Below are 19,282 nucleotides of genomic sequence, written 5' to 3'. Positions count from 1 at the left end.
CCGCCGAGGGCGTATAGCACCTCGGCGGCCCTTGCCAGAAAAATCAATTCCCTTGTTGCCAGAGGCCCTGGACAGAGCCTCTACAGCGGCCGATCACACCGGATCGTTACGGCGCAGCAACTCTTCGGGCAAGTGCTCGATGTACTCATCTTCGGCCGGCGGCATTTGCAGGTGATAGCCCTGCGTTTCGAGGTTTTCCAGGACCTGCGAGATGTCTTCGCGCGAGAGCTTGCGCTCCGGGCTCAGTACCAGGTCAAAGGCGTGGATCGCCTTGCCGAAAGCCGCCATCAGCGCGTCCGGCACACGTTCCAGTGCATCGCTCTTGAGCACGTAGAGGTACATTTCGTTTTTCTTGGAGCTGCGGTAGATGGAACAAATACGTTTCAAGGCTGTTCTCCGGCAGTGGCCAGGCTGTCGAGCAAGGCCTGGCCCATCAACTCGCGGCGCCAGCCACGCAGCGAGTCAGGCAATTGGTAAGGACCGTTCGGGAAGCCGCTCTTGAGCAGCGCTTCCATGGTTTTCTTGCGTAGCATCAGTTCAGGGGCGATGTTCAACCGCTGCGCCTCTGCCTGACCGAGCGCACGCAGGCGCTTGACCAGCGCTGCCGCTTCGACTGGCAATGGCTCCGGCACGGCTGGCGGCCATTGCTCAGGCGGGACGCTGCCCGCCTGTTTGATCAGGTCCAGCAGAAACTCACCGTCCTGACGCACGGTGCGCGGATGCATGTCTTCAATTTTAGCCAGTGCCGCGAGGTTGTCCGGCTGGGTACGGGCCAGCGGCCACAACGAATGCTCGCGCACGATACGGTTACGCGGCAGGTCGCGGGCACGGGCTTCACGCTCGCGCCAGGCGCAGAGTTCGCGCAGGACCGCGAGTTGCGCGCGCGACAGTTTCCAGGCCAGCTTGGCCTCGCGGTACACCTCATACGGGTCGACTTCGCGGCGCAGGTTGGCCACCAGCTCCGCGCCATCTTCCAGCACCCAGGCGTACTTGTCGTCCGCCAGCTTGGCGCGCAAACGGACGAACACCTCGGCCAGATGCACGGCATCTTCGGCGGCGTAGCTGATCTGGGTCTCCGAGAGCGGGCGTTGCAGCCAGTCCGAACGGGTTTCGCCCTTGGGCAGGTCGATGCCAAGCACCTCCGACACCAGGCGCGAGTAGCCCATGGAGAACCCCAGGTTCAGGTAGGCGGCGGCCAACTGGGTATCGAACAGGGGCTCTGGCAGGCTGCCGGTCAAGCGCAGCAGGACTTCGAGGTCTTCGCTGCAGGCATGCACCACTTTGACCACTGCCGGGTTTTCCAGCAATGCGGCCAGTGGCTGCCAATTGTCGATGGTCAAAGGGTCAATCAGGTAAGCGCGCTCGCCATCACCGATCTGCAGCAGGCCCGCAATCGGATAAAAGGTGTCGACCCGCATGAATTCAGTGTCGAGGGCGACGAACGGCAACTGCTGCCATTGGGCGCAAAACTGACCGAGGCTATCGTTGTCGCGAATCCAGTGAATATCGATGGCCACACGGCTCTCCCTTGAAGAATGGCGCGCAGTATATATCGCCGTCGGCAGTTTCCGCGCCTCCACTGATGCAAGAGCACGAGCGAAATCACTCACCGTGGCGCAAACGCCGTTCGACACATCAGTCCTGAGGGGCTTTGCGCAGCATGTAAATACGCGACGCGGCAAAGCCCGCCAGCCAGTCCCGATGCCTGACGATCTCGAATCCAGCGGCCTTGAACTCGGCCTCGACCGTGCTTTTCCTGACCCGGGGACGCGCCCGCACCAGCGACAGCTTCGCCTGAGCCTGATCGCGCCCCGGCATGAACCCACCATCGAGGCGTACCGAAACAATCACCGTGTCACGACTGACTCGCTGGCACTCTTGCAGCAGGGCCATGTGGTGGTCGGCACGGTCCAGGTACTTGGCGGTTGCGGTGCTACGCACGCACAGGCATGCGCCTGGCGGTAACGCCCGGCGATTTCACGCTCGAGGGAGGATGGGAGCTGCGCTGCCATGACGGGCGACTCTTGTTGGCTAACGGTGCAAGCCCGCCGGATGGCGGGTGCATGAAATAAGGGGCACCCCACTCAATCCCTGGCCAATACGCCATCGACCACCGCGCCCCGGCAACCGGCGAACATATCCAGGCCGGCGTTGTAGACCCGGGTGTCGACTTCCAGCAGACCCAGCATTGAATGGAACAGGTTGTCCTGGCTCAGGGGTTTGTCCCGGCTCAATTGCAGGCAATGGGTGTCGATCGAGAACGACTTCTGATAGCTGTCGGAGAACCAGGCAAGCATGGCGACATGCTTCTGTTGCTCGGGTGCCAGCATGTACGGCGTGCCATGCAGGAACAGGTTGTACTCACCCAGCGATTCACCATGGTCCGACAGATAGAGCATCGCGGTATCGACCTTGTCCTGATTGCCGCGCAACAGGTCAATCAGGGTCGAGAGCACATAGTCGGTATAGACCAGTGTGTTGTCGTAAACGTTGACGATACTTTCGCGGCTGCAATTATTCAGGGCATTGCTTTCACACACGGGGGTGAAGTGCTCGTATTCCTTGGGATAGCGTTTGAAGTACTCAGGACCGTGGCTGCCCATCTGGTGCAGTATCAGCACCGTGTCCTTGTCCAGGGTGTCGATGAAATGCTGCAAGCCTTGCAGGAGGATTTCATCGCGGCATTCGCTGTTGGCGCACAACACCGGGTCCTTGAGATGGCTGACATCGTCCACGGTGACCCGGTCGCAAGTGCCTTTGCAACCAGACTGGTTATCACGCCAGATCACGTCCAACCCAGCATGCTTGAGCACGTCCAGCAAGCCCTCTTCATTCTTCGCCTTGCTGGCGTCGTAGTCCTTGCGCCCCATGTTGGAAAACATGCAGGGCACCGAAACCGCTGTCTCCGTACCGCAGGAATGCACATCGGTAAAGGCGATCAACCCGGCCTCGTGAGCCAGTTTCGGCGTGGTATCGCGCTCATAGCCCAGAACACCAAAGTTCTCCGCGCGCGCACTCTCCCCCACCACCAGCACCGTCAAGGACTTGCGCGCATGGCCGCGCCAGGCCGGGTCACGCTGCGCGTCTTCACCCAGCTTGGCGAAGGGTTGATGGGCGGATTTCACCTGCTCACGCAAGTAACCCATGGATGCACCAATGTAATTGCTCGGCACCAGCATCAAGCGCAATTCGTGGTGATTACGAAACAACGAAGACAAGCCCTGATAATTAACCAGTGCTACACCGCCAATAACAGCAGCCGATGCCACCCCCACTAAAACTTTAGCCAATAACTCACGGTGCCAGCGACGATAACTAATCGGGGTTTGCCACAACAGCCAGGATGGCAACACACCCAACAGCAGGTTATACCCCAGCCACTTCAGCGACAGCAGGTCACGCACTTCCGTGGCATTGGTCTCGGCCAAGTTGCGCAACATGCCAGCGTCCATTAGCACACCGTACTGGCTCATGAAATACGCCACACTGGCACTGACCATGAACATCAGCATCAACAGGGGTTTGAACACCGGCCGAAAGGCCAGCAGGGTCAGGACTATGTTGAACCCGCAGAGGATCATCACGCCAAATGCCACACGCATGCCGATGCCCTGGGCATCGTTTGCAGTAATCTGGAACAGGTGTTGCCAGAGTACAGCGTTGAAGCCTGCCAAAAAAAACGCGCTGGCAATCAACGTCACCCATTCGGGGCGCACGGCTTTGACTTTAAACATGAGAGGTCTGCTGATTCCTGAAGTAAGTGCCGCCAGGAAAGAACGAACTATTCGTTCCTCACGACAGCACAAACTTTAAGCAGCCTCCTATCAATTTTTCGTGAAAAAGAAGCCAACAAATAGTTGGTTCATGGCTTTTTCAAAACAGTGACAGTTATTCAACCCCTCTCACGCCTGATGCAAGTACCAGCGCCAGTCCTGCTCACCGACTTCGCCCATGAACTGACGGTACTCTGCGCGTTTCACCGCCAGGTATACCCCAAGGAACTCACTGCCAAACGCGTCACGCGCCCAGGCAGAACCTTCCAGCGTACGCAGGGTGGTCAGCCAGTCCGTGGGCAACAACTCCTTGGCCTGGGCATAACCATTGCCTTCAACCGGTGCGCCAGGGTCGCGTTGCTCGCGAATGCCGCGATGAATGCCGGCCAGAATGGCTGCCGCGGCCAGATAGGGGTTGGCGTCCGCGCCACAGATGCGGTGCTCGATATGCCGGGAGAATGCCGGCCCACCCGGTACTCTCAAGCTCACGGTACGGTTGTCCACCCCCCAGGTGGCGGCCAGCGGCGCATAGCTGTTGGTCTGAAAGCGTCGATAGGAGTTGGCGTTGGGGCAGAACATCAGCAAGGTGTCGAGCAAGGTGCTGAGCATGCCACCCACCGCTTGCCTGAGCAGCGGTGTGCCGTCCGGCGCGTCGCTGGCGAACAGGTTGTTACCGTCCTTGTCGGCAATGCTGACGTGCATGTGCATACCGGTACCGGCCAGGTCGTCAAAGGGCTTGGCCATGAAGCACGCGGCCATGCCGTGCTTGTGCGCCACGCCTTTGACCAGGCGCTTGTAGCGCACCGCCTCGTCCATGGCTTGCAGGGCGTCGTCACGGTGCTCAAGGGTGATTTCCACCTGCCCCGGGGCATACTCGGAAATCGCTGTGCGCGCTGGAATGCCCTGGAGTTTGCAGGCCGCATAGAGATCGGCGAGGAAGGGTTCGATCTGTTCCAGTTCGCGTAAACCATAGACCTGGGTCGAGCGCGGCCGTCCACCGTCGACGTCCCGCGCCGGTTGCGGGCGACCGTGACTGTCGCGCTGCTGGTCGAGCAGGTAGAACTCCAGCTCCGCCGCCATCACCGGGTAATAGCCGTCGGCCTTGAGCCCGTCGATCACCTTGCTCAACAAATGCCGAGGGTCGGCCACGGTGGCCGGCATCCCCTCCTGCGGGTGCATGCTGACCTGCACCGCCGCGGTCGGAATCTGTCGCCACGGCATGCGTTGCAGGCTGCCGCTAAGCGGATAGGCACGGCAGTCGATGTCGCCGACTTCCCAGACCAGCCCGGAGTTTTCCACGTCCTCGCCATTGATGGTCAGCCCGAGAATAGTGCTCGGCAACGGCCGACCGCTTTCGTAGACCGCCAACAACTCATCGCGGTGCAACAACTTGCCCCGTGGCACACCGTTGTTGTCGAGGATGAACAACTCGAACATCTCGATATCCGGGTTGTGCTCAAGAAAGGTCCTGGCTTCTTGCAGGTTGGCAAAGGGGGTCGTGGCTGAACTCATGAGGGCTCTCGTATATCCGCGTCAGGCAAGCGCAGAGGCGCTGCCGAGTGTATCCATCGCCATAGGCGTGAATATGTCTGAAAAATCAGCAGGGGATGCGCGAATCCGGTGGGCGCGCATGGCGACAGTGCCACAGCGCCCAAAAGGCCAGTTCAGAGGGAAGTGCAGACAGGTTCAGTGCGGTGGCGGACATGAATCGACACGGATGCTGTCGGCCTGACGCAGGAGCGCCGGGCGAAGCTTCGGGGTGGGTGTCGACTGAACAACCGTGCATAACGTAAACCGCGGAACACAGAGGCTGAGCAGCGTCACACGGGGCGATAAGTCGTTAAATCCAGACTTGAAGAACCTTGGTTGCAGATCGGCTAAACATTCGCCGCCTTCACCACGTGCTCGACAAATGCCCGGCACGCGGCGCTGCGATAGGCCCCTTTGCGACTGAGCAGCGCCACAGTGCGCGGGGGCAGTGCCGGGTGCAAGGCCAACGGTCGCAGGCCAGGCAACTCATGGGCAATGGCCTGGGGAAGGATGGTGGCCAACGCGCCACGACGGACGATCTCGACAATCGCGCTGATGGAATTGGCTTCGATGGCAATGCGTGGCGCGATGGCTTGCTGGCGGCAATACAGATCAATGTGCTGTCGAGTGGCAAAGTCGCCGCTCAGCAACACCAACGACTGCTCGGCCAATGCCTGGGCATCCAGTACCAACTGACCTGTCAGGCTCGGGTGCGTCTCGCTCACCACCAGGCTCAAGCTCTCGGCAAACAACGGCTGGCTGTCGATGTCCGCCAGGTGACGGCCGGTGAAGGCGATGCCGATGTCCAGCCGGTCTTCGGCCAGCGCGGCCTCGATATGGTCCTGGGTCATTTCCTCGACACTCAGGTTGAGCCCCGGGTACAGGCTGTTGAAGCGCGACAGTAAGGGGCCGATCAGGTAGGCGGTAAAGGTCGGGGTCATGGCCAGGCGCAACGAACCTCGCGTCAGGTCCTGTACATCATGCATCGCCCGCTTGGCGGCTTGCAGATCCTGCAGGGCCAGACGTGCATAACGCACGTACGCCTCGCCGGCATCGGTCAGGCGCACCGTGCGCCCGGAGCGATCGAGCAGAGGCGCCCCCAGGGAGTCTTCCAGTTGCTTGATCTGCTGGGACAGTGTCGGCTGCGACACATGCAGCGCCTCGGCGGCCCGGGTGAAGTTGCAGTGCTCGGCAACGGCGAGCAGGTAACGAACATGACGTAACAGCATGCTTTCCAACTATAGGCCTGACTTATGGACTTGATAATAAGCCAATCTTGGACGCTATAGCCGAAAACTTTCATCCTTGCCCCATCAACGACGCAAGGAAAACACGCCATGCAAGACATCATCGACGGCTTCCTGAAGTTTCAACGCGAGGCGTTCCCCAAGCGCAGCGAACTGTTCAAGCAACTCGCCAGTACCCAAAGCCCCGGCACCCTGTTTGTTACCTGCTCCGACAGCCGTGTCGTCCCGGAACTGCTGACCCAGCAAGAACCCGGCGACCTGTTCGTCATCCGTAACGCCGGCAACATCGTGCCGTCCTACGGACCAGAGCCGGGAGGCGTGTCCGCCACTGTCGAATACGCCGTAGCCGTATTGGGCGTGAGCGACATCGTGATCTGCGGCCACTCCGACTGCGGCGCCATGACCGCCATCTCCACCTGCAAATGCCTGGATCACCTACCTGCCGTCGCCAACTGGTTGCGCCATGCCGAGTCGGCCAAGGTGGTCAACGCGGCGCGTACTCACGCTTCGGCCGAAGACCGCCTGGATTCATTGGTCCGGGAAAACGTGGTGGCCCAACTGGCCAACCTGAAGACCCACCCCTGCGTCGCACTGGCCCTGGAACAGGGTCGCCTGAACCTGCACGGCTGGGTCTACGACATCGAAAGCGGGTGCATCGCCGCCCTGGATGGCACCACCCAACGCTTTGTCCCTCTGGCCGAACACCCAACCACCTGCGCCCTGACGCGCAAACAGGTCCTCACCGCCTGATCAGAGTTTTTCTTACGCAACGAAATAGGAAATCACCATGCTGCACTCTCAATTCGCTCAAGCACCTCGTCTGGCCCTGGCCGACACCATCATCGACACCAAGGCCCGCAAAAACCTGTCCTGGCAGGACCTCACCGATGGCACCGGCCTGAGCCTGGCCTTCGTCACCGCCGCCCTCCTCGGCCAGCACCCGCTCCCCGCCGACGCCGCCGAAGTGGTCTGCGCCAAGCTGGAACTGGATCAGGACGCCTGCCGCCTGCTGCAAAGCGTGCCCCTGCGCGGCAGCTTCCAGGGTGGCATCCCGACCGACCCGACCATGTACCGTTTCTACGAAATGCTGCAGGTCTACGGCTCGACCCTCAAAGCCCTGGTTCACGAACAATTCGGCGACGGCATCATCAGCGCCATCAACTTCAAGCTCGACATCAAGAAAGTCGAAGACCCGGATGGCGGATCCCGCGCCGTGATCACCCTGGACGGCAAATACCTGCCGACCAAACCGTTCTGATCACAGGGTTTACCCCAGCGTAATCAACCACTGAGTCAACTCCCCCCCACTGAACAGCCCCCGCATTTCTCTCGAAGGCGGGGCTGCTGTGTTGTGCTTTGCTTTGCTCTGCTTTTGATTCGGCTTTTGATCTTGATCCACCCGCCCCTTCACGCCCTGAGCCCCTCGACGCCGTCGAGGACATCGCATGGAGGTCGAGCGAAGCCGACCGGAGAGCGATGCCCCCTGAGGAATGCCGGAGTCGAGGGAACCCCGAGCCTTGGCGAGGGGCCGGACGCTCGGGGCGAAGCGTTTTTTTGCTTACTTTTTTTAGGCGCTTGTAAAAAAAGTGAGTCGCCGTCAGGCGAAACCGCCAGCAGCCGTGACCACAACAACGGATATGTACACCCACAAAACACAGGCCGGCTATCAGGCCGCCTTCGCAGGCAAGCGGAGCACCGCCCAACCCGTTCCCACAAAAAAGCAAACCCGCATACACCGGCCATGAATACGGTCGACAGTTATTTAATTTCTAAATCCGACCCAGTACTTTCTGATTTGCCCACACCGACACCCCGCCGCCTAATACCTGCCTTGCTCTTCAAGGTCTGGTCATGGAAAACGTCCGCACTACCCCTCGCACAACCCCTCGCACCGCCCTCTGGCTAATGATCGCCGTGATCCTCGTCGCACTGAACCTGCGCCCGTCAATGGCCGCCGTCGGCCCACTACTGTCAGGCATTCGCAGTGATATCCCGCTGAGCTTCAGCCTCGCCTCGCTCCTGACCATGCTGCCAGTGATGGCCATGGGACTGGCGATGCTCTTGGGCACGAACATCAGCCAACGCTTCGGCGAGCATCGCACCGTGGTGCTGTCACTGCTGATCATCGGCCTGGCCACCGCCTCACGCCTGTTCCTCGACTCGGCAGCCGAACTGATCCTCAGCGCGGTGCTCGCCGGTGTCGGCATTGCGCTGATCCAGGCATTGATGCCGGCCCTGATCAAATCCCGCTTCAGCAATAACGTCTCACTGTTCATGGGGCTTTACGTCACCTCGATCATGGGCGGTGCGGCGATCGCTGCGTCGTTTGCCCCCTTGGTGATGACCCGTACCGGCAGCTGGCGCATGGGCCTGGCAATCTGGGCGGTGTTGTCGCTGCTGGCTTTGCTGTTCTGGTGCGCGCAGCGCTCGGTAATCAGCACCCGGACCATCAGCGTCCCGCGCCAGGCATCGTTCGCCGGCAATTCCCGCGCCTGGCTGCTGGCGATCTTCTTTGGTCTGGGTACGGCGTCCTACACCTGCGTACTGGCTTGGCTGGCGCCGTACTACGTCGAGAAAGGCTGGAGCGAACACAGTGCCGGCCTGTTGCTGGGCTTCTTGACAGCGATGGAAGTCCTGTCTGGCTTGCTGGCCCCTGCCCTGGCCAACCGCCGCCGCGATAAACGCCTGGTGCTGGTGGTGTTGCTGGGGTTGATCACGGCCGGCTTCTGCGGCCTGGTCCTCAGCCCGCAGCACCTGAGTCTGCTGTGGCCGTGCCTGTTGGGGCTGGGCATCGGCGGCCTGTTTCCCATGAGCCTGATCGTTTCCCTCGATCACCTGGACAACCCGCAGCGCGCCGGTGGTCTGACCGCCTTCGTGCAAGGCATCGGCTACCTGATCGCCGGGGTCTCGCCCCTGCTTGCCGGGTTGATCCGCGACCAACTGGGCAGTTTCGAATGGGCCTGGTGGTCCCTGGCCGCCGTGATGGTGCTGATGATGCTGATGGTGTTGCGCTTCGATCCACGGCACTACGCCAACCACATGGATGGATCGGGAGCCTGTCAATGAAACCCACCAGCTTTACCTCCGCCAACGTTGGCATGTTGCTGTGGGCCGTGTTGATTGCCGCGTCGTTTTTCGCCGCGGCGCAAGTCAGCCACGCCATCGACCCGATCCTGCTGACCGCATTACGCCTGCTGTTTTCGGCACTGGCGTTTTTACCGATGCTGCTGCTCGGCCGCCGCACCACTGTCACTGCCAAGGGACTGCTCAGCCATGCCTGGCTCGGCTTGTTGCTGGCGGTGTACTTCGGCTCGTTGTTTGAAGCCTTGCGCCACACCTCGGCCGTCAACACCGGCACCCTGTTCACCCTGGTGCCACTGATGACCCTGTTTTTCGAAGCCTTCCTGAGCCCGGGCAATAGCACCGGACGCCGCTTGCTGCCGATGCTGATTGCAGCGGCCGGTGCCTTGTTGCTGATCCTCAGGGGCGCCGGCCCCGGCGAGTGGCCCTCGCAGTACGCAGTATCGGTCTATGCCGTCGGCTGCCTGGCGATGGCGCTGTACTCGCCCCTCAGTCAGCGCTTGAAAGCCAACAGCCTGAAAGACTGCGGCCCGGTGGCCATGACATTCTGGAACATGCTCTTTGGTTCGCTGTTTCTGTTCGCGCTTTGCCTGCTCAGTGGCGGCTGGCGAACCGGGGCGTTGTTGTCGGCCGGCGATCTGCTGTGGCTGGTCTATCTGGCCTTGTTCGCCACGCTGGCTACCTTCTGGTTGCTGCACCGGGCAATCGGGGTGATCGCAGCATCCACAGTGATTTCCTACATCTACCTCAGCACGCTATTGCTGACCGCGTTCCACTGGTTCTGGCTCGGGCAACCACCCCTGCTGCCGGAAATCCTCGGGGCCCTGCTGGTGGCCATCGGCATGTTGGCGCTGGTGCTGTCCAGTCGCCGTGCAGTCCCGGCTGCCGTAGGACTGTGACGGACGTCGTGTTGTTTACAGTTTCTGTCCCACACCTGTCAGTGAATCGTCCTACCGACCATTCTCCTGGGACCATCGTTCCGTTAGCATCGCTCGCACACGTTTGCGCAGGTCCTGCGCAACGAGCAGAACGAGACGGTACGGATGCTCAACAGTAACTCGCTTAGAAAGCTCGACATGCAGGACCTGATGGTGTTCATCGCCGTGTATGAACAGCGCAACGTCACCGGGGCGTCCGACTCACTCTGTGTCAGCCAGTCCACGGTGAGTTATTGCCTGAAGAAACTGCGCACCAGTTTCGAGGATGAATTGTTCATCAGTACCCGCACCGGCATGCGGGCGACCTACAAGGCCAGCAGCATGTACCCCCATGTGCTGAAGATCCTCGAAAGCATCAACCTGTGCCATGCCGGGGTCCAGGCCTTCGACCCGACCCGACAGGCCGTGACCTTCAACATCTGTGCGCCGGAGTATTTTGAACAGCTGATCCTGCCGCGCCTGTTGAAGGCGTTCGATGACGCCGACCTGCCGGTCACCATCAACGTGCAGAAACTGGAGACCGACATCCCGGCCGAGGACCTGCGCGAGGGTTCCATCGACCTGGTGGTGTGCTTCGGCCCCCACTTCCATCGCGCCCACGGCGACTTCAGGTCACAGGTGCTGCTCGAGGACGATCTGGTATGCGTGGTCGACAAATCGGCCGCCCCACTGGAACCGCGCTTGAGCCTGAAAGCCTTCGTCGAACGCCGCCACGTGTTCCCCACCCCCTGGACGTCCACCACCAACATGGTCGACGGCTGGCTCGCGCAACAGGCGCACAAGCGCCAGATCGTGGCCCGCGCCAACAGCTACAGCGCGGCACTCCAGTTGATCCGCGGCACCGACTTCGTGCTGACCCTGCCCCGACGCATCCAGCAAGCGCTGGCAGACCGGTCGTTGTTCAGCCCCCGCGAGGCCCCCAACGGCCTGCCTGGTTTCACCCTCGACATGCAGTGGAGCCAGGCCAGCGAGCGGGACAGTGCCAACACCTGGCTACGCGAGCAAGTCATCCAGGCCTGTACCGGGCAAGACCTGTCCTGATACCGCGTACCGGGTATCAATGACCGATGGCGGTCTTGGTGTAGGACTCGCGGTCGATGTCCAGAATCTCGACGCACAGTTGCACATCGACTTCGGCCGGCCATGCGCACAGTTCCTGCAACACGGCCAACAGGCTCTCGGACAATTGCTTCTTGATCGCCGGCGAGCGGCCACTCAACATCGCCAGTTGCACATGGACAAAGCCGCGCTCGCCCAGCCCGGTGCCGACCCGGAACCGGCTCACCTGCACCGCACGGCTCTTGATGTCGAACTCCGCGGAAAACTGGCCGGAGGCGACCAACGCATGGTTCAAGCGCAGCAACGCCACATCGGCATTGAGCTCAGGCAGGTTGGCGGTGTATTCCATGTGCAGGTGAGGCATTGTGAAGCTCCTTGGGGTTTTGGTGAAAGGTCCTACCTATATCACAGCGCGGTCCTGCCTCTGCATACGACACAGGTCCTATGGCTCTGGTACGCCATGTTCACTCATGAAGGTTTCGAGTCGCGAACGCAGCCAGCGTTCAGCAGGGTCGGTGTCGACGTGACTGAGCCAGACCATGGACAGGTCCAGGGTCGGCGTCTTGAACGGGAACGGCTCCTTGAACAACTGGCCCGACGCGGCCATCGCGGTCGCCGCGTAGTCCGGCAGGCTGGCGATCATGTCGGTGCCGGCGAGCAAGGCCGGCAACGAACTGTATTGCGGCACCGACAACACCACCTGGCGCGTACGGCCGATCTCGGCCAGCCACTCATCGGCAAAGCCACTGACATTGGCCGTGTGCGAAACCAGCACGTGGGGGCGCGCGCAATATTCATCGAGGGTCAGTGGCGTATCGCAGGCATCGGCGCGCAACACACTGGGCTGGATGTGCCGCAGCAATTTGCGCTTGGCGTTGGCCGGCAAACCACGCGTCTGGCTGATGCCGACGGTGATGTCGCCGCACGCCAGCAAATCGGGGATGCGCCAATAGTCGACATGCTGAACCACAAACACCACCTGCGGCGCCTCCTGCCGCAAGGCGCGCAACAGCGGTGGCAGCAAGCCGAATTCAACGTCATCAGACAGACCGATGCGAAAGGTCATGGTGCTGGTGGCAGGATCAAACTCGCGGGTCAGGCTCAGCGCCGAAGACAAGGCGTCCAGCGCCGGCGAGAGGTGCTGGATCAGCTCTTCGGCCCGTGCGGTGGGTTCCATGCGGTGGCCGACCCGGATGAACAGCGGGTCATTGAGCATCACGCGTAAACGGTTGAGCGCCGAACTGATAGTCGGCTGGCCGAGAAACAGTTTTTCAGCGGCCCGCGTCACGTTGCGTTCAAGCATCAGCGTTTCAAACACCACCATCAGGTTGATGTCGGCCTTGCGCAGTTCATTGCGATTCATCTACCGCCCCCGGTCTTCAAGACTGGCGACAGTTTATGAAGCGCCAGGGAGCGCCGTCTATCCACATCGCGGATTGATTGAGCCGGCGTGGCCACCGTCCTCAGTGGCGCGCCTGAAGCCGCTTGATGAACCCGGCGATGCGACCACAGGCATCGCTCAGCGCGGCATCGGACACGGTGAAGGAGATGCGCACAAAACCTGCGGTGCTGGCACCGAACGCACTGGCATCGAGTACCGCCACCCCAGTTTCACGGAACAGTTGCCAGGCGAAATCAGTACTCGACAGGCCACTGTCGCGCACATCGACCAACATGAACATGCCGGCCTCGGGCACCTTGCACTTGAGCAGCGGCACATCGCGCAGCCCTTCGACCACCAGGTCGCGGCGACGGCGATACAGTGCCCGCCCCTCGCCGACCACCTGCTCATCCAGCTCCAGCGCCTTGAGCGCGGCCGCCTGGATAAAGCCCGGCAAGCCATAGAGCATGCACAGCATCAGGTTATCCAGATGGCCGATCAGCTCGAGCGGTGCGACCACCCAGCCCACCCGCCAACCGGTCATGGCGTGGGACTTGGACAGGCTGTTGAGCACGATGGTGCGCTCGGCCATGCCTTCGAACGACGCCACGCTCAGGTGCGGACGATCATAGGTCAATTGCCCATAGACCTCGTCACTGATGACCCACAGGTTGTGGCGCTGGGCGACCAGCGCCACGGCCTCCAGCTCTTCACGGGTATAGACGTTGCCGGTCGGGTTGTTCGGCGTGGCCAGGGCAATGCCGCGCGTCTTGTCGGTCACCAGCACTTCGAGCGCGGCCAGGGTCAGGCGAAAATCTTTTTCCGCAGGCTGGGCAATCGGCACCAACCGCGCACCCGAGGCCTGAATGCTCGCGGCGTAGGTCAGGTACATCGGCGCCGGCACCAGCACCTCATCACCGTGCTCGAACAGGCACATCGCGGTGGCATACAAACCGTTCTGCGCCCCGGCCACCAGGGCGACGTTGTCAGCCGACACCGGCTGTCCCAGCAGGGCCGATTGCTTGGCGGCAATCGCTTCACGCAATACCGGGCGACCGATCACGTGGGTGTAATGGGTGTCCCCTTGCGTCAGAGCCTCGACCGCCGCTGCGCAAATGTCATCGGCGGTGGCGAAGTCCGGGTCGCCGATGCTCAGCACGATCGCATCTTCACCCCGCTCCTGTGCCTCACACGCCGCGTAATGAATATCCCAGGCCGTGACGGTTTCACCGCTGATGCGCTTGACCATCGATGAGTATTTCATCTGAAACTCCTTATCAGCCCGCAGGCCAACGTTTCCATACACCTTGAAATCAGGCCTGTCGTTGGGGCATTTTGCCGATGCAGGCAAACCCCTGTTCAATCACGATCACCAGAATGATGTAGATGACGGCCACCACCCGCAGTGGCTCATGGACCCGCACTGTGTGGGTTCACGCCTGGTTCGCTGCGCCCGGCGGGACGGTGACGGCCAGGGCCGCATGCCATAGGCTCGCGCCGCTTCCAGTTCGCCGCGCGGAACCGCACGCAGGCTACCGCGCAAGACTTCACCCACCTAAGCCGAAACGCTCAGGGTCAGGGCGAACGCAACGTACCAGAAACCTCCACGCAAGTATGGCCAGGACAGGCTGCCGCGAATCAGCGGGAGTATCGCGAACAGACTGCCCACGCCGAAGTAAAGCACGTAGATCCGCACCAGCAAGGGCGTGCCACGCAGGTGGTGTGTAGTTCAGTGGGTGGAGGTGATGACTATGCGCAGTGCGATCCGGGTTGCGGCGGTGTTAAAGGGTGGGGTGGTGGGTACGGCGTGATCGCATGTTTACCGCTCGCCTGTTGATCGAACGCTACTCAAAACGCTGTTACAACCGAGCAGATGAAAGTCCATTCAGGCCGGATTAGCATGGCAAAAAAGTAAGCCAATGGCGTACATGTACTGACCGCCGACGAGCGAAAAGCGTTGAAGGCCGTCATCGAATACTGGAGATAACCATGAGCACATTTTTTGATGAGCTGATGGAAAGCGTGCAACAGATGGATGAAATCGTACGAGGGGAGCGTCAGCCTTCGCGTGATTTCCATGTTGACGCACTGCAAGTCAAAGCAATTCGCAAGGCAACCGGTCTGACCCAGGCCAGGTTCGCGGCGCTGATTGGCGTACAACTCAGCACGCTACGCAACTGGGAACAAGGTCGCCGCGAGCCGACAGGGCCGGCTAAAGCATTGCTCAAGGCCATTCATAATGATCCTGTGCATGTCTTGAATGCGTTGGCGGGTTGAACGGCGCAGCACAGGTAACGGCCTTCTCCCCTGATGCTACCCCTTAGCTGGACGTCGTTCGGCGACGCGCCGAACCTTCCCGGGGCAATCTCCCCCCGCGACATCCGCCATCACGCCCAATAAAAACGCCAGAAACGAAAAAGCCCCCGTCACTTTTCAGCGACGGGGGCTTTTTCTATGTAATGGCGGAGAGATAGGGATTCGAACCCTAGGTACCGGTGAAGGTACAACGGATTTCGAATCCGTCCCATTCGGCCACTCTGGCATCTCTCCAACGGCGCGCATCATAACAGCACGGTCACCGAAAGCAAACCCTCAAGTGAAATTTTTTCCGTGCTATCAGATGCTTGCGTCGATTACAGCGGTACGCCGAGGCGGTTGGCAACTTCTTCGTAGGCTTCGATAACGTCACCGAGGCCCTGGCGGAAGCGGTCCTTGTCCATCTTCTTGCCGGTAGCCTTGTCCCACAGGCGGCAGCCGTCCGGGCTGAATTCGTCGCCCAGGACGATGGTGCCGTCGTGGAACACGCCGAATTCCAGCTTGAAGTCGACCAGCAGCAGGCCGGCGTCGTCGAACAGCTTGCTCAGCACTTCGTTGACCTTGAGCGACAGTTCTTTCATGCGAACCAGTTGCTCAGCGGTGCCCCAACCGAATGCCACGACGTGGGATTCGTTGATGAACGGGTCGCCCTTGGCGTCGTCTTTCAGGAACAGCTCGAAGGTGTAAGGGTTGAGCTTCATGCCCTCTTCAACACCCAGGCGCTTGACCAGGCTGCCGGCGGCGTAGTTACGCACGACGCACTCGACCGGGATCATGTCCAGCTTCTTCACCAGGCACTCGTTGTCGCCCAGCAGTTTGTCGAACTGGGTCGGCACGCCGGCGGCTTCGAGTTTCTGCATGATGAACGCGTTGAACTTGTTGTTCACCATGCCTTTGCGGTCGAGCTGCTCGATGCGCTTGCCGTCGAACGCCGAGGTGTCGTTGCGAAACAGCAGGATCAGACGGTTAGCGTCGTCGGTCTTGTAAACCGACTTGGCTTTGCCGCGGTAGAGTTCTTCACGTTTTTCCATGATGGGCTCCGCTTGCTAAGTAGATGGGCTAGGCGATATGTCGCCAGTCGAGCCCTGAATCTTGATCGGCCAGTTGCAGCCAGTCCGGGTCGCACCCGAGGGTGTCGACAAAACATTGCCGGGCCAGCTGCGGCAGGTTGTTCTTGCTGCTCAAGTGGGCCAGTACCAGATGTTGCAGGTTTTGCCAGCCCAACTCCGCCACCAGGCTTGCGGCCTGATGGTTGTTCAAATGTCCCAGTTCGCCACCGACCCGCTGCTTGAGAAAGACCGGGTAGTGACCACGGGCCAACCGGTCGCGACAGTGGTTGGACTCGATCATCAATGCATCGAGGTCCTGATAGCCGTCCAGCACGGTGGAGCCATACGAACCCAGGTCGGTCAGCAGACCGAAACGCCGCGTGCCGTCACTGAAGACGTACTGCGTCGGCTCCTGCGCATCGTGGGCCACGGCAATGACGCCAATGCTCAACCCGCCGATCTGCAGCTGTTCACCACCGGCCACGAACCCTGCCGGTTCAACCGGCTTGCGCATCCCGCGCAAGGTGCCACGGCTGAGGTAAACAGGAATAGTGTAGCGCCGAGACAACAAACCCACGCCATGCACGTGGTCGGCATGTTCGTGGGTCACCAGTATCGCGCTCAGCTGCGTCGGGCTTACACCCAGGCGCAGCAGGCGTTTTTCGGTTTCCCGCAGGGAGAAACCACAATCGACCAGGATGTAGGTGTCATCACTGGCTATCAGCGTGCCGTTCCCTTGGCTACCGCTGCCGAGAACGGCGAAACGCATCTGATCAGCCCAAGTTGTCCTGAATCATGCCCAACACTTTGCGCGCCACATCAGCCGGCGCCACGGTGTTGATGTCTTTCTCGACGGTCACCTGGACGTTCTCACCCACCTTGCTCAGGCGAACCTGATAACGCTCGGCACGTGCCTCGACTTCTTCCTTGGCCGGCGAACTGCCGAACAGGCTGGCGAAGAAGCCAGGCTTCTCGTTGCTCTCGGCTTTTTCGGCAAGGTTGATGTAGTACAGGCCCAGGCTGCGGTTGATGTCTTCAACCCGCCATTCGCCCTGCTCCAGCGCACGCCCCACGCTCGACCAGGCACGATCGAGGTCGTTGCCCAGGTTGAGTACCGGGTTGCCGCTGCCGTCTTCGGTCAGGCTGATCCGGCTTGGTGTATCGAAGTCACGGGAAGCGAGCATCGACACCGAACCGCCTTTCTCGGAGATGCGGCTCATGCTGACCAGCATGTCGTCGACCAGCGCGGCGTCCAGGCTGGTGTTGACCGAACGATTGGTGAACGCGACGTCCTCGGTGCTGCCGGCAGGACGCTCGGCGCTGACCACGTAGACTTCACTGGTGTTGCGCTGCACGCCTGGTTCGATACGCACCCGAACACGGCTTTCGCTGTCGGACGCGATACCGGCACTGGCCATGCGCTTGGCCATCGTCGCCGACAGGTCGTCGGAACGCTGCCAGGTCGTGGTGAACTCGCCGGTTTGCGGGCGCTGTTCATCCAGGCGGAAACCGTTGTCCTGGAAGAACTGCACCGCCACTGGCCAGACTTCAGCCGGTGGACGCTGGGCCATTACCCAACGCGAGTCGCCGCTTTTCTGCAGGCTGTAATCGCTGGCCTCGGCAATGCCCGACAAGGGCTGCGGACGAGGAACGATGTACTCACCCTTGACGCTGTCGTCGGCTACGTTGCGCGGAATCGGCAGCAAAGGGTCCAGGCGCTTGGCGGTCTGGACGTCCGGCGGCAGTTGCATCGGCGCAGTCTGTTGCGCGTTCAGGTAATCGCTACCACGGTCACGGAAATAACCTTCCGGGCCCCACAGCCATCCGCAGCCACTGGTGCTGGAGATGATCAAGGCAAGTGCGGAAAGTCCGGCCATTCGCTTCATGCGTAGTACTTCCTCAATTAAACCAGTACGCCGGACTGGCGCATGGCCTGTCGCAGCGGTTCGTGACAGGCTTCGCTGAGCCAGGTGAGCGGCAGACGGATACCGTCCGGCATCAAGCCCATCTCATGCAGCGCCCATTTCACGGGAATAGGGTTGGACTCGATAAACAGGGTTTTATTGAGTGGCATCAGTTTTTCGTGGATAGCGCGCGCGGTCTCGGCGTCGCCCTTGAGGGCAGCGTCGCACAGATCGGCCATCTCGCGAGGGGCAACGTTGGCGGTGACCGAGATATTGCCTTTGCCGCCCATCAGGATCAGTTCGACCGCCGTGGCGTCGTCACCGGAAATCACCAGGAAGTCCTCGCTCACGCCATCGATGATGGCCTTGGCGCGGGACAGGTCGCCGGTGGCTTCCTTGATGCCGATGATGTTCTTCACGGTCGACAGGCGGATGACCGTCTCCGGCAGCATGTCGCACGCGGTACGACCCGGCACGTTGTAGAGGATCTGCGGGATGTCGACGGCTTCGGCGATGGTCTTGAAGTGCAGGTACAGGCCTTCTTGCGTCGGCTTGTTGTAGTACGGCGTTACCAGCAGGCACGCATCGGCGCCGGCAGTCTTCGCATTGGTGGTCAACTCGATCGCCTCGCGCGTCGAGTTGGCGCCCGTGCCGGCGATCACCGGAATGCGACCGTTGACCTGCTTGACCACGCGACGAATCACTTCGATGTGTTCGTTGACGTCCAGGGTTGCCGACTCGCCTGTAGTACCGACCGCCACGATGGCGTGGGTGCCGTTTTGCAGGTGAAAGTCCACCAGTTTGCTCAGGCTGTCCCAGTCCAGACGACCCTGTGCATCCATGGGTGTGACCAGTGCCACCATACTGCCCGCAATCATGCAACCGCTCCTGCCGGAAAAAGAGAGCCGTAATGGTACTGGCGCCAAGATGCTTGCACAAGCGAAGTACTGCGCTCGTGCCATTCCCCTTGGCGCCGGTTTTCGCTACCCTTCAGACTTTGATCC

The 19,282-nt window shown here is 60.9% G+C and carries 19 protein-coding genes, 1 tRNA gene and 1 pseudogene; 6 read left to right on the top strand and 15 right to left on the bottom strand.

Features of this window, described 5'->3' with window-relative positions; genetic code table 11:
- Positions 1-93: 93 nt before the first annotated feature.
- The 6 genes from CKW07_RS14900 to cynR all read right to left on the bottom strand — a co-directional run bounded on the left by CKW07_RS14900 (position 94) and on the right by cynR (position 6,532).
- The gene (locus tag CKW07_RS14900) at positions 94-387 is read right to left on the bottom strand and encodes a YcgL domain-containing protein (RefSeq protein WP_095145573.1); all 294 of its coding nucleotides are present in this window, start codon (positions 385-387) and stop codon (positions 94-96) included.
- Positions 384-1,517: a ribonuclease D gene (gene rnd, locus CKW07_RS14895; RefSeq protein WP_095145572.1), complete on the bottom strand. Its 1,134-nt coding sequence runs from the start codon at positions 1,515-1,517 to the stop codon at positions 384-386. The genes CKW07_RS14900 and rnd overlap by 4 nt, the downstream gene beginning before the upstream one ends.
- 118 nt (positions 1,518-1,635) lie before the next feature.
- Positions 1,636-1,941: a hypothetical protein gene (locus CKW07_RS14890; protein ID WP_095145571.1), complete on the bottom strand. Its 306-nt coding sequence runs from the start codon at positions 1,939-1,941 to the stop codon at positions 1,636-1,638.
- A gap of 143 nt (positions 1,942-2,084) precedes the next feature.
- Positions 2,085-3,734 (bottom strand): phosphoethanolamine transferase, encoded by a 1,650-nt coding sequence (locus CKW07_RS14885; protein WP_095145570.1) that lies wholly within the window; start codon positions 3,732-3,734, stop codon positions 2,085-2,087.
- A 168-nt stretch (positions 3,735-3,902) separates the two neighbouring features.
- Positions 3,903-5,285, bottom strand: coding sequence for a glutamine synthetase family protein (locus tag CKW07_RS14880; protein ID WP_095145569.1), 1,383 nt, complete (start codon positions 5,283-5,285; stop codon positions 3,903-3,905).
- A gap of 365 nt (positions 5,286-5,650) precedes the next feature.
- The gene (cynR, locus tag CKW07_RS14875) at positions 5,651-6,532 is read right to left on the bottom strand and encodes a transcriptional regulator CynR (protein ID WP_095145568.1); all 882 of its coding nucleotides are present in this window, start codon (positions 6,530-6,532) and stop codon (positions 5,651-5,653) included.
- A 108-nt stretch (positions 6,533-6,640) separates the two neighbouring features.
- Between cynR and CKW07_RS14870 the strand changes: the two genes are divergently transcribed.
- The 5 genes from CKW07_RS14870 to CKW07_RS14850 all read left to right on the top strand — a co-directional run bounded on the left by CKW07_RS14870 (position 6,641) and on the right by CKW07_RS14850 (position 11,610).
- A complete protein-coding gene (locus CKW07_RS14870) occupies positions 6,641-7,300 on the top strand; it encodes a carbonic anhydrase (protein ID WP_095145567.1) in 660 nt (219 codons plus the stop codon).
- 37 nt (positions 7,301-7,337) lie between these two features.
- Positions 7,338-7,808: a cyanase gene (gene cynS, locus CKW07_RS14865; RefSeq protein WP_095145566.1), complete on the top strand. Its 471-nt coding sequence runs from the start codon at positions 7,338-7,340 to the stop codon at positions 7,806-7,808.
- Between the two features lie 593 nt (positions 7,809-8,401).
- Positions 8,402-9,616, top strand: coding sequence for a cyanate transporter (locus tag CKW07_RS14860; protein ID WP_095145565.1), 1,215 nt, complete (start codon positions 8,402-8,404; stop codon positions 9,614-9,616).
- Positions 9,613-10,530 carry a DMT family transporter gene (locus CKW07_RS14855; RefSeq protein WP_095145564.1) on the top strand — a complete coding sequence of 306 codons (918 nt, stop codon included), beginning with the start codon at positions 9,613-9,615 and terminating at the stop codon, positions 10,528-10,530. The genes CKW07_RS14860 and CKW07_RS14855 overlap by 4 nt, the downstream gene beginning before the upstream one ends.
- A 144-nt stretch (positions 10,531-10,674) precedes the next feature.
- Positions 10,675-11,610: a LysR family transcriptional regulator gene (locus tag CKW07_RS14850; RefSeq protein WP_095145563.1), complete on the top strand. Its 936-nt coding sequence runs from the start codon at positions 10,675-10,677 to the stop codon at positions 11,608-11,610.
- Between the two features lie 16 nt (positions 11,611-11,626).
- Here the strand turns inward: CKW07_RS14850 and CKW07_RS14845 are convergent, their stop codons facing one another.
- The 4 genes and pseudogenes from CKW07_RS14845 to CKW07_RS25980 form a co-directional block, all read right to left on the bottom strand.
- Positions 11,627-11,992: a 5-carboxymethyl-2-hydroxymuconate Delta-isomerase gene (locus tag CKW07_RS14845; RefSeq protein WP_095145562.1), complete on the bottom strand. Its 366-nt coding sequence runs from the start codon at positions 11,990-11,992 to the stop codon at positions 11,627-11,629.
- A gap of 78 nt (positions 11,993-12,070) precedes the next feature.
- Entirely contained in the window at positions 12,071-12,991 is a 921-nt protein-coding gene (locus tag CKW07_RS14840) for a LysR family transcriptional regulator (RefSeq protein WP_095145561.1), read from the bottom strand.
- Between the two features lie 100 nt (positions 12,992-13,091).
- Positions 13,092-14,273: a pyridoxal phosphate-dependent aminotransferase gene (locus CKW07_RS14835; protein WP_095145560.1), complete on the bottom strand. Its 1,182-nt coding sequence runs from the start codon at positions 14,271-14,273 to the stop codon at positions 13,092-13,094.
- 210 nt (positions 14,274-14,483) lie between these two features.
- A pseudogene (locus CKW07_RS25980) lies at positions 14,484-14,735 on the bottom strand (nickel permease); the annotation flags it as partial.
- 263 nt (positions 14,736-14,998) lie between these two features.
- On the opposite strand from CKW07_RS25980, the gene nadS reads away from it, so the two are divergent.
- The gene (gene nadS / locus CKW07_RS14825; RefSeq protein ID WP_095145559.1) at positions 14,999-15,286 is read left to right on the top strand and encodes a NadS family protein; all 288 of its coding nucleotides are present in this window, start codon (positions 14,999-15,001) and stop codon (positions 15,284-15,286) included.
- A 183-nt stretch (positions 15,287-15,469) separates the two neighbouring features.
- On the opposite strand, the gene CKW07_RS14820 is transcribed toward nadS, so the two are convergent.
- The 5 genes from CKW07_RS14820 to dapA form a co-directional block, all read right to left on the bottom strand.
- Positions 15,470-15,559: transfer RNA gene (locus CKW07_RS14820), tRNA-Ser, on the bottom strand.
- A gap of 83 nt (positions 15,560-15,642) precedes the next feature.
- Positions 15,643-16,356, bottom strand: coding sequence for a phosphoribosylaminoimidazolesuccinocarboxamide synthase (gene purC / locus CKW07_RS14815; RefSeq protein ID WP_047526793.1), 714 nt, complete (start codon positions 16,354-16,356; stop codon positions 15,643-15,645).
- Between the two features lie 28 nt (positions 16,357-16,384).
- On the bottom strand, positions 16,385-17,143 hold the full coding sequence (locus CKW07_RS14810) for an MBL fold metallo-hydrolase (RefSeq protein WP_095080341.1): 759 nt from the start codon (positions 17,141-17,143) through the stop codon (positions 16,385-16,387).
- A 4-nt stretch (positions 17,144-17,147) separates the two neighbouring features.
- Complete coding sequence (gene bamC / locus CKW07_RS14805; protein ID WP_095145558.1) at positions 17,148-18,260, bottom strand: outer membrane protein assembly factor BamC; 1,113 nt, start codon at positions 18,258-18,260, stop codon at positions 17,148-17,150.
- A 17-nt stretch (positions 18,261-18,277) separates the two neighbouring features.
- Positions 18,278-19,156, bottom strand: coding sequence for a 4-hydroxy-tetrahydrodipicolinate synthase (gene dapA / locus CKW07_RS14800; RefSeq protein WP_095080349.1), 879 nt, complete (start codon positions 19,154-19,156; stop codon positions 18,278-18,280).
- Positions 19,157-19,282 lie beyond the last annotated feature (126 nt).

Source organism: Pseudomonas sp. Irchel s3b6 (assembly GCF_900187415.1).
Taxonomy (GTDB): domain Bacteria; phylum Pseudomonadota; class Gammaproteobacteria; order Pseudomonadales; family Pseudomonadaceae; genus Aquipseudomonas.
Note: the sequence above shows the minus strand (reverse complement) of the source record. Positions and strands in the feature narration are given on the sequence as shown.